General features: G+C 73.1%; 17 protein-coding genes. 3 read left to right on the top strand and 14 right to left on the bottom strand.

The genetic code is table 11. From position 1 onward, the window contains the following. Positions 1–21: 21 nt before the first annotated feature. A complete protein-coding gene (gene yczE / locus MED01_RS04975) occupies positions 22–693 on the top strand; it encodes a membrane protein YczE (RefSeq protein ID WP_238667362.1) in 672 nt (223 codons plus the stop codon). Positions 694–794: 101 nt separating this feature from the next. Further along, positions 795–1256: a hypothetical protein gene (locus tag MED01_RS04980; RefSeq protein ID WP_091407765.1), complete on the top strand. Its 462-nt coding sequence runs from the start codon at positions 795–797 to the stop codon at positions 1254–1256. Positions 1257–1261: 5 nt separating this feature from the next. Here MED01_RS04980 and hisF read toward each other — a convergent pair whose 3' ends face one another. The 12 genes from hisF to hisD form a co-directional block, all read right to left on the bottom strand. Next, a complete protein-coding gene (gene hisF / locus MED01_RS04985) occupies positions 1262–2029 on the bottom strand; it encodes an imidazole glycerol phosphate synthase subunit HisF (protein WP_238667363.1) in 768 nt (255 codons plus the stop codon). 73 nt (positions 2030–2102) lie between these two features. After that, positions 2103–3098, bottom strand: coding sequence for an NADP-dependent oxidoreductase (locus MED01_RS04990; protein ID WP_238667364.1), 996 nt, complete (start codon positions 3096–3098; stop codon positions 2103–2105). Between the two features lie 53 nt (positions 3099–3151). Next, on the bottom strand, positions 3152–3583 hold the full coding sequence (locus tag MED01_RS04995) for an organic hydroperoxide resistance protein (protein WP_112668570.1): 432 nt from the start codon (positions 3581–3583) through the stop codon (positions 3152–3154). A gap of 5 nt (positions 3584–3588) precedes the next feature. Then, positions 3589–4035, bottom strand: coding sequence for a MarR family winged helix-turn-helix transcriptional regulator (locus MED01_RS05000; RefSeq protein WP_238667365.1), 447 nt, complete (start codon positions 4033–4035; stop codon positions 3589–3591). A gap of 80 nt (positions 4036–4115) precedes the next feature. Beyond that, entirely contained in the window at positions 4116–4505 is a 390-nt protein-coding gene (locus MED01_RS05005) for a RidA family protein (RefSeq protein ID WP_124776183.1), read from the bottom strand. Continuing rightward, positions 4502–5227: a bifunctional 1-(5-phosphoribosyl)-5-((5-phosphoribosylamino)methylideneamino)imidazole-4-carboxamide isomerase/phosphoribosylanthranilate isomerase PriA gene (priA, locus tag MED01_RS05010; RefSeq protein ID WP_091407754.1), complete on the bottom strand. Its 726-nt coding sequence runs from the start codon at positions 5225–5227 to the stop codon at positions 4502–4504. Before priA ends, MED01_RS05005 begins: the two co-directional genes overlap by 4 nt. Positions 5228–5241: 14 nt before the next feature. Beyond that, positions 5242–5565, bottom strand: a complete 324-nt coding sequence (locus tag MED01_RS05015) for a hypothetical protein (RefSeq protein ID WP_238667366.1) — start codon at positions 5563–5565, stop codon at positions 5242–5244. 36 nt (positions 5566–5601) lie between these two features. Further along, positions 5602–6234, bottom strand: a complete 633-nt coding sequence (gene hisH, locus MED01_RS05020; RefSeq protein ID WP_238667367.1) for an imidazole glycerol phosphate synthase subunit HisH — start codon at positions 6232–6234, stop codon at positions 5602–5604. Between the two features lie 13 nt (positions 6235–6247). Then, on the bottom strand, positions 6248–6418 hold the full coding sequence (locus MED01_RS05025; protein ID WP_167362522.1) for a CG2302 family histidine operon protein: 171 nt from the start codon (positions 6416–6418) through the stop codon (positions 6248–6250). A gap of 58 nt (positions 6419–6476) precedes the next feature. Continuing rightward, entirely contained in the window at positions 6477–7088 is a 612-nt protein-coding gene (gene hisB / locus MED01_RS05030) for an imidazoleglycerol-phosphate dehydratase HisB (protein ID WP_030334475.1), read from the bottom strand. Then, complete coding sequence (locus MED01_RS05035) at positions 7085–8158, bottom strand: histidinol-phosphate transaminase (RefSeq protein ID WP_238667368.1); 1074 nt, start codon at positions 8156–8158, stop codon at positions 7085–7087. The genes hisB and MED01_RS05035 overlap by 4 nt, the downstream gene beginning before the upstream one ends. Positions 8159–8225: 67 nt before the next feature. Beyond that, positions 8226–9548 carry a histidinol dehydrogenase gene (gene hisD / locus MED01_RS05040; protein WP_238667369.1) on the bottom strand — a complete coding sequence of 441 codons (1323 nt, stop codon included), beginning with the start codon at positions 9546–9548 and terminating at the stop codon, positions 8226–8228. A 106-nt stretch (positions 9549–9654) separates the two neighbouring features. Here hisD and MED01_RS05045 point away from each other — a divergent pair, with 106 nt between their 5' ends. Continuing rightward, positions 9655–10362, top strand: a complete 708-nt coding sequence (locus MED01_RS05045) for an LON peptidase substrate-binding domain-containing protein (RefSeq protein ID WP_238667370.1) — start codon at positions 9655–9657, stop codon at positions 10360–10362. On the opposite strand, the gene MED01_RS05050 is transcribed toward MED01_RS05045, so the two are convergent. Both MED01_RS05050 and MED01_RS05055 read right to left on the bottom strand, forming a co-directional pair. Then, on the bottom strand, positions 10277–11107 hold the full coding sequence (locus MED01_RS05050) for a DUF2567 domain-containing protein (protein WP_238667371.1): 831 nt from the start codon (positions 11105–11107) through the stop codon (positions 10277–10279). The two genes, MED01_RS05045 and MED01_RS05050, sit on opposite strands and share 86 nt — an antisense overlap. 56 nt (positions 11108–11163) lie before the next feature. Beyond that, positions 11164–12852, bottom strand: coding sequence for a MinD/ParA family ATP-binding protein (locus MED01_RS05055; protein ID WP_238667372.1), 1689 nt, complete (start codon positions 12850–12852; stop codon positions 11164–11166). Positions 12853–12926: the final 74 nt, after the last annotated feature.

Consider the following 12926-nt stretch of genomic DNA (forward strand, 5'->3'; position numbering starts at 1 on the left):
TTGGCACCTAGGGTGGCATGCATGGCACTGCTTGGCAATCTGCGGCACCGACCGGTTCGACGGTTGGTCCAGCTCTACCTCGGGCTCACGCTCTACGGCGTCAGCATGGCCCTGATGATCCGCTCCGACCTGGGCCTCGACCCGTGGGACGTGTTCCACCAGGGGCTCTCCGAGCTGACCGGGCTCTCCTTCGGCACTGTCACCATCGGCGTCGGCGCGCTGGTCCTGCTGCTCTGGATCCCGCTACGGCAGCGGCCTGGCCTCGGCACTGTCAGCAACGTCGTGGTGATCGGCCTGGTGGTGGACGCCACACTGGCCCTGGTGCCCACCGGTGGTCCGCTCAGCGTCCAGATCGCGCTGCTGACAAGCGGGATCGTCGCCAACGGCGCGGCCACCGCCCTCTACCTCGGTGCCAATCTGGGCCCCGGCCCCCGCGACGGCTTGATGACCGGGTACGTGGCCCGCCGGCCCGGCCGGTCGATCCGCCTGGTGCGCACCATCATCGAGGTCACAGTGCTGGCGCTGGGCTGGCTGCTCGGCGGCAAGGTCGGCCTGGGAACCGTCGCGTACGCCCTGGCCATCGGCCCGTTGGCCCAGTTCTTCATCCCGCTGTTCGCCGTGCCGGAGGGCACCGAGCCGGACAGCGCCGCGCCCCCACCGGGCAACCCCGCGCCGGCCACCCCGGCCGGCTGAACCCTCACCGACCGTCCGCGAACCGGTACGTGGTGGTGGTGCCGCGCACCGGTTCGCGGGTGGGTGTTCCCTTCCGCGACGCGCGCCGTCATCATCTCTGCATGGGGGAGAACGGTTGGCGCTGGAACGACGCCTGGATCTTCGTGTCGCTCGTCATCGCGAGCGGGGCCGGACGGCACCGCCGGTCGGCGACAAGCCGACGACCGGAGGGCGTCCGCCTGACCGACGTGCTCTCCACCGCCGACCACCTCAACCACGCGATTCCGCAGCGACACGAGGTGGAGGCAGCGGTCCAGCGGTTGGTCGGCGCCGGGCTGGTCAGCGTCGCCGACGGCTGGTTCCGCATCACCGCCGAGGGTGAGCAGCTGTGGCGCACCCGGCCGCGCGCGGGTGTGGCGACAATGGTGGACACCGTGCAGGGTGTGTTGACCCGCCGGCACGCGCCGGGCAGCGCCGACTGGATCCTGGACGAGGCCGACCACGCGGCTGCCGTCCAGGAGTACGCGGTCCGTTCGATCCCCACCCCGCGCCGGTCACCGGAGGGCCACTCCGGCGAGCGCTGAGCTGCTCAGCGCACCGGATGGCCGCCGAGGCGCAGCGCGTCCTTGACCTCGGCGACGGTCAGCTCGCCGAAGTGGAAGACGCTGGCGGCGAGCACGGCGTCCGCGCCGGCGCCGACAGCGGGCGGAAAGTGGGCCACCTCGCCGGCGCCCCCACTGGCCACCACCGGCACGTCCACCACCGCGCGCACCGCGGCGATCAGCTCCAGGTCGAAGCCCGCCTTGGTGCCGTCGGCGTCCATCGAGTTGAGCAGGATCTCCCCCGCGCCCAACTCGGCGCCCCGGTGCGCCCACCACACGGCGTCGATGCCGGTGCCGCGCCGACCCCCGTGGGTGGTGACCTCGAAGCCGCTGGGCGTGCCGCCGTTCGGCGACCGCCGCACGTCGAGGGAGAGCACGAGCACCTGCCTGCCGAACCGGTCGGCGATCTCGGCGATCAGCTCCGGACGGGCGATGGCTGCGGTGTTCACGCCGACCTTGTCCGCGCCGGCGCGCAGCAGTGTGTCCACGTCGGCGACCTGCCGGACGCCACCGCCGACGGTCAGCGGGATGAACACCGACTCGGCGGTGCGGCGCACCACGTCGAGCATTGTGCCCCGGTCGCTGGAGGACGCCGTGACGTCGAGGAAGGTCAACTCGTCAGCGCCGGCCCGGTCATACGCGGCAGCCAGTTCCACCGGGTCGCCGGCGTCACGCAGGTCGAGGAAGTTGACCCCCTTGACCACCCGCCCGGCGTCCACGTCCAGACAGGGGATCACCCGTACCGCCACCGTCATGCCGCGAGCCTATCCTCCGCACGCGGCACGGCGGTCGACCCGATCGGGTCGACCGCCGTGAGAGAGGTCTGCGTCACACGCGGACGAGCATCTTGCCGAGGTTGTCGCCGCGCAACAGGCCGAGGAACGCGGCCGGGGCGTTCTCGATGCCGTCCACGATCGTCTCGTCGTAGGACAGCGTGCCGTCGCGCAGCCAGCCCGCGACGTCGCGCACGAACGCCGCCCGCATGTCGTTGTGGTCGTTGACCAGGAAGCCGCGCAGTGTGAGCCGCTTGCCGATGACCAGCGCCAGGTTGCGCGGGGCGGCCGGCGGCTCGGTGGCGTTGTACTGCGAGATCATGCCGCAGATGGCGGCCCGGCCGTGCAGGTTCATGGCCGAGATCGCGGCCTCCAGGTGGTCGCCGCCGACGTTGTCGAAGTAGACGTCGATGCCGTCCGGGGCGGCCGCCCGCAGCGACTCGCGGATGCCGTCGTGGTAGTCGAAGGCGGCGTCGAAGCCCAGCGCCCGCAGCCGCTCGACCTTGGCCGGCGAGCCGGCGCTGCCGATCACCCGACCGGCGCCCTTGAGCTTGGCGATCTGGCCGACCAGGCTGCCCACCGCGCCGGCCGCGGCGGAGACGAAGACCGTCTCGCCGGGCTTCATCGCGGCCACCTCCAGCAGCCCGGCGTACGCCGTCAGCCCGGTCATGCCGAGCACGCTCAGGTACGCGCTGACCGGGGCGATGTTCGGGTCGACGGGTCGGGCCGCGGTGGCGTCGAGCAGCGTGTACTCCCGCCAGCCCAGCCCGTGCAGGACTGTGGTCCCGACGGCGATGTCCGCCGCCTCGCTGGCCACCACCGCACCGATCGCGGCACCGTCGAGCGGCGCGTCGAGCGCGAACGGCGGCACGTACGACTTGACGTCGTTCATCCGTCCGCGCATGTACGGGTCGACGGACATGTACTGGTTGCGGACCACGATCTGGCCCGGTCCGGGCGTCGGAACCTCGGTCTCGACGAGCCGGAAGGTGTCTTCGGTGGGCCAGCCCTGGGGGCGGCTGGCCAGGTGGATCTCGCGGTTACTGGTCACGGGGTGGTCGTCCTCTCGTCCGCGGATGGGGCCTGGGGCCTGGGGCCGCGAGGTCACGCGGACAGGGTCTCGCGGACGGTCAGTGTGACGTCGACGTTGCCACGGGTGGCGTTGGAGTACGGGCAGACCTGGTGGGCCTGCTCGACGATCTGCTCGGCGACCTCGCGGGGCGCGGCGGGCAGGTCGACGACGAGCTGCACGGTGAGCCCGAAGCCGCCGCTGCCGTTCGGGCCGATGCCCACCTCGGCGCCGACCACGGAACCGGTCACGTCGGCCTTGGCCCGGCGGGCCACCAGCCGCAGGGCGCTGTGGAAGCAGGCCGCGTAACCGGCGGCGAAGAGCTGCTCGGGGTTGGCCGCGCCACCGGCGCCGCCCATCTCCTTCGGCACGGCCAGGTCGAGTGCGAACGTGCCGTCGGAGGTCTCGACGTGGCCGTCCCGGCCGTCGCCGGTGGCGGTCGCGGACGCGGTGTAGACAACCTGCATGGTGGTCACTGCTCCTTCTGTCGGTGGATGGTGTCGGTGACCCGGGTGAGGGTGTCGCGCAGCGCGACGAGCTCGCCGAAGCCCAGCCCGGTGGCCTGCGCGATCCGCAGCGGGACGTCGCAGACGCGCTCGCGCAGCGCCCGGCCCTGCTCGGTGAGGCCCACCTCGACCCGCCGCTCGTCGCGGGCCGACCGCCGCCGCACCACCAGGCCCGCCCCCTCCAGCCGCTTGAGCAGCGGGGAGAGCGTGCCGGAGTCCAGCCGCAGCTCGGCGCCCAGCTCGGACACCGTGGGGGCGTCGTCGGGACGCTCCCAGAGCACCAGCAGCACCAGGTACTGCGGGTAGGTCAACCCGACCTCGTCGAGGATCGGCCGGTAGACGTCGGTCAGTGCGCGCGACGCGGCGTAGAGCGCGAAGCACACCTGCCGGCGCAGCTCCAGGTCATCGGTCACCGCTGAACCGTAGCCCACAATTAAGTTGTGCACAACTTATCGGGGCGCAGGACGGCCCGGCAGGACGCCCGGGCGGTACCTCAGCGATCGCCGAGGTACGCCTCCAACTCCACCTCCACCAGGTGCTCCGGGTCCAGCAGACCGGCCACCACCACCAGGGTGGCGGCCGGCCGGACCGCACCGAAGACCGCGTTGTGCGCCCGGCCCACCTCGTCGGCGTGCAACCGGTCCGTCACGTACATCCTGGTCCGGACCACATCGCCCGGCTCCGCACCCACCTCGGCGAGCGCGGCCAGCCCGATCCGCAGCGCCTGCGCGGTCTGCGCGGCCGGATCACCGACGTGCACCACCCGGCCGTCCACTGTCGCCGTGCAACCCGCCGTCCAGGCCCGCTCACCGGCCCGGACCACCCGGGAGTACCCGTAGCGCTGCTCCCACGGGCCGCCCGACCCCAGTCGGGTCGTCGTCACGCCTCGGCCAGCGTCCGCAGCGCCTCGGCCACAGTGAAGGCACCCGCGTAGAGCGCCTTGCCGGCGATCACGCCCTCCACCCCGGCCGACTCCAGGGTCGCCAACGCCCGCAGGTCGTCCAGGGTGGACACCCCACCCGAGGCGATCACCGGCCGGTCCGTACGGGCACACACCTCGCGCAGCAGATCCAGGTTCGGCCCACGCATCGTGCCGTCCTTGGTGATGTCGGTGACCACGTACCGACTCGCGCCCGCCTTGTCCAGTCGCTCCAGCACCTCGTACAGGTCACCACCGTCGCGGGTCCAACCCCGCGCCGACAGGGTGTGACCCCGCACGTCCAGCCCGATGGCCACCCGGTCGCCGTACTCCGCCACCACCCGGTCACACCAGACCGGATCCTCCAGAGCGGCGGTCCCGATGTTCACCCGGGCCGCACCGGTGCCCAGCGCCGCACGCAGCGACTCGTCATCACGGATGCCCCCGGAGAGCTCCACCTTCACATCCAACTGGCGCACCACCTCCGCGAGCAGGTGCGCGTTCGTGCCCCGACCGAACGCCGCGTCCAGGTCGACCAGGTGGATCCACTCCGCGCCGTCCTGCTGCCAGGCCAGCGCCGCGTCCAACGGGTCGCCGTAGATGCTCTCGCTTCCGACGGCGCCCTGCACGAGCCGGACGGCCCGGCCGTCAGCGACATCCACGGCGGGTAACAGGGTGAGGCTCAAGGTCTTCTCCTCGATCAGGTACGACGGTCCAGGGCGATCACCACGATCGCCGGCAGTACGAGCAGCAAGAGCACGATCAGCGCGATACGCAACGCCAGGTTGTCGACAAACGTCCAGATCAGGAGCAACGCCGCGCCGGTGAGCAGCACGATCGCGGCCCGCTCCCCCCGAGTGTGCCGGGCCAGCCGCCCGGAGCGACCCCGCCGCAGCCGCGGCGTCAAACTGCGCACCACCGCGCGACGGCGTTGCCGCCGGGCCACCTGGCGCTGCCGGACCGCCCGCTCCCGGGCCTGCTCCGCCTCCCGCTCCGCCCGTCGGCGGGCGCGCTCCCGGCTCACCGCGACGCCCGCCGCTCGGGCACCGCGCGACGGCGCTCAGTCACCGCTGGGCAGCGTGGCGAGCCAGTTGCGCAGCAGCGCGGCACCGGTGTCGGCGGACTTCTCCGGGTGGAACTGGGCCGCCGACAACGAGCCCCGCTCCACCGCCGCGACGAAATCCGTGTCGTGGTGGGCGGTGGTCACAGTGGCACCGGCAGCGACCAGCGCCGCCGGGTCGCCCATCGCGTACGAGTGGACGAAGTAGAACCGGCTCTGCTCGGTCAACCCGGCGAACAGCACCGACTCCCGCGGAGCCCGGACCGTGTTCCAGCCCATGTGCGGCAACCGGGTGGCGGCCAGCCGGGTCACCCCGCCGGGAAGCAGCCCCAGCCCCTTGGTCACCACGCCGTGCTCGTCGCCGTGCTCGAAGAGAACCTGCATGCCCACGCAGATGCCGAGCACCGGCCGGCCGGCAGCCACCCGTTCGGCGATCACCGGGCCGGCGCCCAGCGCCTCGATCCCCGCCATGCACGCCGCGTACGCGCCCACACCCGGCACCACCAGACCATCGGCGGCGGCCGCCGCGGCCAGGTCGTCGGTCACCCGGACGTCCGCTCCGGCGGCGGCCAGCGCCCGCTCCGCCGAGCGCAGGTTGCCCGAGCCGTAGTCGAGCACCACCACGTCACTCATGTCGTCACCCCGATCACCCGTTCTCCGGCAGCAGCCGCAGCACCCCGGCGACGGTGGCGAGCACCGCGAGCGCCGCGGTGATCAGCACGGCGGCCTTCGGCGCGCCCTGCCGGTAGAGCGACCAGGTGCCGCCCACCAGCACCCCGGCCAGAATCAGCAGCAACGTCGGCAACGCGGCGCCCATCAGAGCCACCTTCCAGTCGCGACTGCGGGGCTCCGCCGCGCTGCACTCCTCGCGCGCATCAGAGCGCGCCCTTCGTGCTCGGGATCGCCCCGGCGGAACGCGGATCGATCGAGGTGGCTTCGCGCAACGCGCGGGAGACCGCCTTGAACTGCGCCTCCACCACGTGGTGCGCGTCCGGGTGACCACCGGGCCGGGCCGCCCGCAGCACGTCGACGTGCAGCGTGACCCGGGCCGCCTGACCGAAGGACTCCCAGATGTGCCGGGTCATGCTGGTCGCGTACACCGGCCCGATGTACGGGGCGAGCACCGGCTCGTCGTGCACCACGTACGGCCGACCGGACAGGTCCACCGCCGCCCGGACCAGCACCTCGTCCATCGGAACGGTCGCCGAACCGTACCGCCGGATGCCGGCCTTGTCGCCCAGTGCCTGGTCGAACGCCGCGCCCAGGGCCAGCGCGGTGTCCTCGATCGTGTGGTGCGCGTCGATCTCCAGGTCACCCACTGTGCGCACGGTCAGGTCGAAGCCGCCGTGCCGGGCGATCTGGTGCAGCATGTGGTCGTAGAAGCCGACGCCGGTGCTGATCTCGGCGGCACCGGTGCCGTCGAGATCGATCTCGACGAGGACCTTGGTCTCCTTGGTGATCCGTTCCACCCGGGCGGTCCGACTCATTGCGAAGTCTCCATTGCAGAAAGGAAGGCGTCGGTCTCGGCGGCGGTGCCGGCGGTCACCCGCAGCCAGCCGGGCAGGCCGACGTCACGGACCAACACCCCCTGCGCCAGCAGGGCGTTCCAGACGATGGTCTGGTCGCCGCCCACCTCGAAGAGCACGAAGTTGGCGTCGCTGTCAGCGACCCGCAACCCCCGCTCGCGCAGCGTCGCCACGATCCGGTCCCGCTGCGCCATGATCGCGCTCACCGTACCGAGAAGGGCGTCGCGGTGAGCCACCGCCGCGCGTGCGGCGGCCTGGGTGAGCGCGGAGAGATGGTACGGCAAACGGACGAGCTGCACCGCCCGCACCACCGCCGGGTCGGCGGCCAGGTAACCCAGCCGACCACCGGCGAAGCCGAAAGCCTTGCTCATCGTCCGGGTCACCACCAGCCGTGGGTGGCCGGGCAGCACCGCCAGGGCGCTGACCGTCCCGGGCCTGGCGAACTCGGCGTACGCCTCGTCGACGACCACCATGCCGGGAGCGACGTCGAGCACCGCGGCGATCACCGCCGGGTCCAGTGCCGTGCCGGTGGGGTTGTTCGGCGAGCAGAGGAAGACCACGTCCGGCTGGTGCTCGCGGACCTGGGCGACCGCCTCCTCGGCGGTCAACCCGAAGTCGACGCCGCGCGCGGCGGGCACCCACCGGGTGCCGGTGCCGAGGGCCAGCAGCGGGTGCATCGAGTACGCCGGAACGAAGCCGAGCGCCGTGCGCCCCGGCCCGCCGAACGCCTGGAGCAGCTGCTGCTGAATCTCGTTGGAGCCGTTGGCCGCCCACACCTGGTCGACAGTGAGCCCGTGCCCGAGATATTCGGCCAGGTCGGCGCGGAGCGCCACCGCGTCCCGGTCCGGGTAGCGGTTCAGCTCACGCAGCTCGGCCGCGAGCGCCTTGCCGATCGCCTCGACCACCGGCTCCGGCACCGGGTGGGAATTCTCGTTGGTGTTGAGCCGCACCGGCACGTCCAACTGCGGCGCCCCGTACGGCGACAGCCCCCGCAGGTCGGCCCGGATCGGCAGCTCTTCCAGGCTGGTCACGCCGCCTCCCCGTTTCGCGAGACAGCGGCCGGAGGCACCGGTCGCCCGAGCCGGCTGGTGCGCGCGCTCACGCCGACCCTCCCGGGAAACGGGCCTGGACCGCCTGGCCGTGCGCGGGCAGGTCCTCCACGTTGGCCAGGGTGACCACGTGCGGGGCCACGTCGCGTAGCGCGGCCTCGGTGTATTCGATCAGGTGCACGCCGCGCAGGAAGGACTGCACGGACAGGCCGGAGGAGTGCCGCGCGCAGCCACCGGTGGGCAGCACGTGGTTGGAGCCGGCGCAGTAGTCACCGAGCGACACCGGCGACCAGGCGCCCACGAAGATCGCCCCGGCGTTGCGGACCCGCAGCGCCCACTCCCGGGCGTCCACCGTCTGGATCTCCAGGTGCTCGGCCGCGTACGCGTCGACCACCCGCAGCCCCGCCTCAAGGTCGTCGACCAGGACCACGCCGCTCTGCTCACCGGTCAGCGCCGTGGTGACCCGTTCGGTGTGCTTGGTCGCCGGCACCTGCCGGGCCAACTCCGCCTCGACCGCCTCGACCAACGCCACCGACGGGGTGACCAGCACGCTCGCGGCGAGCGGGTCGTGCTCGGCCTGACTGATCAGGTCGGCGGCCACGTGCGCCGGGTCGGCGGTGTCGTCGGCCAGGATGGCGATCTCGGTCGGCCCGGCCTCGGCGTCGATGCCGACCACGCCGCGCAGCAGCCGCTTGGCGGCGGTCACCCAGATGTTGCCGGGGCCGGTGATCAGGTCGACGGGGTCGCACCGCAGCTCACCCGCCGGGTCCACCGCCGCGCCGTACGCCAGCATCGCCACCGCCTGGGCCCCGCCCACCGCGTACACCTCGTCGACGCCGAGCAGCGCGCACGCGGCGAGCACCCGGGGATCGGGCAGGCCGCCGTTGTCCTTCTGCGGCGGGCTGACCACCACCAGCGAGCGCACCCCGGCCGCCTGGGCGGGCACCACGTTCATCACCACAGTCGACGGGTACATCGCCAGGCCACCGGGCACGTAGAGGCCGACCCGGTCGACCGGCAGCCATCGCTCGGTGACAGTGCCGCCGGGCACCACAGTCGTGGTGTGGTCGGTGCGCCGCTGATCATCGTGCACCCGACGGGCCCGGGCGATGGACTCCAGCAGCGCGGCACGCACCGCCGGGTCGAGCACCCCCTCCGCCTCGGTGATCGCCTCGACCGGCACCCGCAGCACCTCCGGGGAGATGCTGTCGAACCGAACGCTGGCCTCCCGGATCGCTGGGTACCCATGCTCACGGACCGCCTCCACCAGGGGCCGGATGCGCTCGACGGCGACGGACACGTCGAGCTGGGCACGGGGCAGCAGGCGGCGCGGGTCACCGAGACCGTCGCGCAGGTCGATCCGATTCAGCACCCTTGCGAGTCTAGGCGGCCGGCCCGACGTCCACCCGAGCCGCCCGTCCGCCGGGACGGTGAGCCGGGCCACGCCCCCGGGGACGAGATTGGTTAGGCTCGACCATGTGACCGCACGGCTGCCGGTTTTCCCGCTCGCAACGGTGCTCTTTCCCGGGTTGGTGCTGCCGCTGCACATCTTCGAGGAGCGCTACCGGGCGCTGGTCCGGCACCTTGTCGGCCTGCCCGACGGTGCCCCGCGCGAGTTCGGCGTGGTGGCCATCCAGGCCGGCTGGGAAGTCGCGCCCGCCGGTCCCGCCGGCGCCCCGGCCCGATCGAGCGTCGGCGAGGTGACGCTGCACGAGGTGGGCTGCACCGCCGAGCTGCGCCAGGTGACCGAGTTGACCGACGGTGGTTTCGACATCGTCACTGTCGGTCGGCGTCGATTCCGGATCGCCGAAATCGACGACAGCGCCGAGCCCTACCTGACCGCCGACGTCGAGTGGCTGCCCGACCCGGGCGGCCCGGACGAGGTGGCCGATCTGCTGGCCGCCCGGGTTATCGCTGTGTTCCGGCAGTACCTCGGCCTGATCCGCTCCGACCCGGAGGAGATCTCCGAGCAGTTGCCGGAGGACCCGACCGTGCTCTCGCACCTGGTGGCGGCGACCGCGGCGCTCACCGTCGACGACCGGCAACGGCTGCTGGCGATCGACGACACCGCCTCCCGGCTCCGCGCCGAGCTGCGGTTGCTCAACCGCGAGGCGGCTCTGCTGCGTCAGGTGCGGGCGGTTCCGGTGCCGCTGTCGGAGCTGGCGTCCCCGCCGACACCCAACTGAAGTCCCCCGGCTCGGGCTCCGGGCGCAGCCCCGGCCACCGCGACCAACCGGCCAGCAGTGTGTACATGACAGCGGCCCCGAACGCCGGCAGCAGCAGGTTGCCGTGCGGAACCGGCAGCACGCCGAGCAGCCAGTCCACCCCACCAGCCCGCAGGTCGGCGGGTTTGCTGAAGGCCTGCCCGACCGGGGCCGTCGCCAGCAGCCGGTCGAAGGTGGCCAGGCCGATCCGCCGTCCCACCTGCCAGGCCACCGGCGCGGCGACCAGGGTGCCGAGCACCGCGGCGAGCAGCCCGACCGGGCCGCGCCGTCGACGCAGCACGAACCACAGGGCGAACGCCACGAGCAGCCCGAAGGCGAGCCCGAGCAGGCTGAACCAGCCGTCGGCGGCGATCGGCTGCTCCGGTTGCGGCTCGGCGTAGATCGCCCCCTCGGCGGTCTTGAGCACCGGGGTGTCCGGCGCGAGCGCGGCCCAGAGCAGCCCGAGCGGAACACCCGACACGGCCAGCGCGAGCACGGTGCCCAGCACCGTCGCCAGGGCACGCAATGGACGACGCGGCTCGTCGAACCGAAGCTCCAACAAGCTCTGGTACGCCGCCGAGTCCGGCAGGTGGCCCGGACCGAACTCGCCGGGCGTCGTCGCGGCCGGCGGGTCGACCTCCGGCGGTCTCGCGTCCGGCGTACCGGGCGGCGCGGATTGGTCGGGCTCGTCGACGGGCCGCTCACGGTCGGGGTTGTCCGGGCTCACCCGATGATCCTCTCAGGCCCGGTGCGCGGCCGGGGCTCCGGTGGCGGCAGACCAGCTCACCGGGCGAACGGCTCCACCATCATCGCCGCGGCCCGCAGCCACGCCTGCCGGGTCTCCGGCTGGAGCTGGTGGTACTCGATGGACGACCCGGTCTCCAGAGCCGGGTCGTACGGCACGACGGCCACGCCCCGGGTACGCGTGGCGAAGTGCCGCTCCAGGTCGTCCTGGAGCGTCGAGCGACCGGGGGTCGGGCAGGAGATGAGGGTGATGGCGTTGTCCGCCAACTCGCCCATGCCCTCCTCGTGCAGCAGGTCGAGCATCCAGTCCGCGCTGAACGCCGCGTCCTCCCGGGGCACAGTGGTCACCACCAGCTGGTCGGCGGCCTGCATCACAGTGCGCCAGTTGGGGCTCTCCACGTTGTTGCCGGTGTCCACGCAGACCACGTCGTGGGTGCGCCGCAGCAGCTCCAGCACCCGTCGGACGGTGAACTGGTCCAGTCGCTGGGCGAAGCGTGGGCTCTCCTCGCCGGCCAGCACGTCGTACGAGCCGTCGGAGGCGTGCCGCAGGTAGTCGTCAAGCCGGTCCAGCAGGGTCGCGTCTTCCAGGATCTCGATCTGGGCCAGGTCGCTGATCAGGTGCCGGATCGTCCGGGCGTGCCGGGCGCTGCCGGCGCGCAGGCCGAGGGTGCCGCGCAGCTCGTTGTCGTCCCAGGCCAGCACGCCCTTGCCGCGGACGCTGCCGACCGTCGCCGCGGCGAGCACTGTGGCGGTCGTCTTGTGCACTCCGCCCTTGGGGTTGGCGAAGGCGAACACCCGGGGCGTGCCCAGGTCCCGTTGGAGCACCCCGTTGGCGCGCTCCTGCTCCTGGTCGACGGCCGGTGGGCGCCATTCGATCCGGGCCGGGTAGGCGCGTTCGGCGACCACCGAGCCGACCGCCGGGGCGGGTGGTGGCGGAACGGGCGGCGTGACCGGCACGGCGACCGGCGGCACGGGCGGCGGGGCGACCGGCGGGGGCGGTGGCGGGGCGGCCGGGTAGCCGGTCTCCGGCTGGTAGCCGGTCTCCAGCAGGGCGTACCGCGACTCCACCGGCGGGTCGCCCGGCCGGTAGCCGTTGTCCAGCAACGCGTAGCGCGACGGGACCGGGTCGGGGCCGCGTGCCGGCGGCTCGGGCTCGGCCCGGTAGGTCGGCTCAGCCCGGTAGTCGGGCTCGGCCCGATAGCCCGGCTCGGCCCGATAACCCGGGTCCGCCCGGTAGTCGGGCTCGGCCCGGTAGCCGGGCGTGGCGGGGTAGTCCGGTTCAGCGCGGTAGCCCGGCTCGGCCCGGTAGCCGGGTTCGGCGCGGTAGTCCGGCTGCCCGGTCCGGTACGCCGGCTCCGCTCGATAGTCCGGCTCGGCCCGATAACCCGGCTCGGTCCGGTACGCGGGCTCGGCCCGGTAGTCCGGCTCGGCCCGGTACGCGGGGTCGACCCGGTAGGTCGCCTCGGCCCGGTACGCAGGCTCCGCGCCGTACGACAGGTCGGCCGGATGCCCGATGGCGGGTGCCCGCCCGGCGTAGCCGTTGGGGGCCGCACGTCGTGGCAGCGGGTCCGGCGGCGGTTCCTCGCCGCGCCGCTCCGGCTCGGTCTGCTCCGCGCCGCGACCGCCCAGCCGGGCACGGTCCAACAGCGCGCGCCACCGCGGCGCTGGTTCGGCCGGCCGGCCCCAGCCGGTCTCACTGCCCTCCACGGCCCGCCCTCCCAGCGCCATCGATCTCTGTCTGACAGGCTACGAACCCAACCCTATTCGGACCACACCTCAGAGCGCACACCAGCCGGCGCAGA

Origin of the sequence: Micromonospora alfalfae, assembly GCF_022230925.1 — a bacterium.
GTDB classification, from domain to species: Bacteria; Actinomycetota; Actinomycetes; order Mycobacteriales; family Micromonosporaceae; genus Micromonospora; species Micromonospora alfalfae.

Coding starts and splice junctions, on each gene's coding strand:
- yczE (WP_238667362.1), top strand. CDS start 22: ATGGCACTGCTTGGCAATCTGCGGCACCGACCGGTTCGACGGTTGGTC.
- MED01_RS04980 (WP_091407765.1), top strand. CDS start 795: ATGGGGGAGAACGGTTGGCGCTGGAACGACGCCTGGATCTTCGTGTCG.
- hisF (WP_238667363.1), bottom strand. CDS start 2,029: ATGACGGTGGCGGTACGGGTGATCCCCTGTCTGGACGTGGACGCCGGG.
- MED01_RS04995 (WP_112668570.1), bottom strand. CDS start 3,583: ATGCAGGTTGTCTACACCGCGTCCGCGACCGCCACCGGCGACGGCCGG.
- hisH (WP_238667367.1), bottom strand. CDS start 6,234: ATGAGTGACGTGGTGGTGCTCGACTACGGCTCGGGCAACCTGCGCTCG.
- MED01_RS05025 (WP_167362522.1), bottom strand. CDS start 6,418: ATGGGCGCCGCGTTGCCGACGTTGCTGCTGATTCTGGCCGGGGTGCTG.
- hisB (WP_030334475.1), bottom strand. CDS start 7,088: ATGAGTCGGACCGCCCGGGTGGAACGGATCACCAAGGAGACCAAGGTC.
- MED01_RS05055 (WP_238667372.1), bottom strand. CDS start 12,852: ATGGCGCTGGGAGGGCGGGCCGTGGAGGGCAGTGAGACCGGCTGGGGC.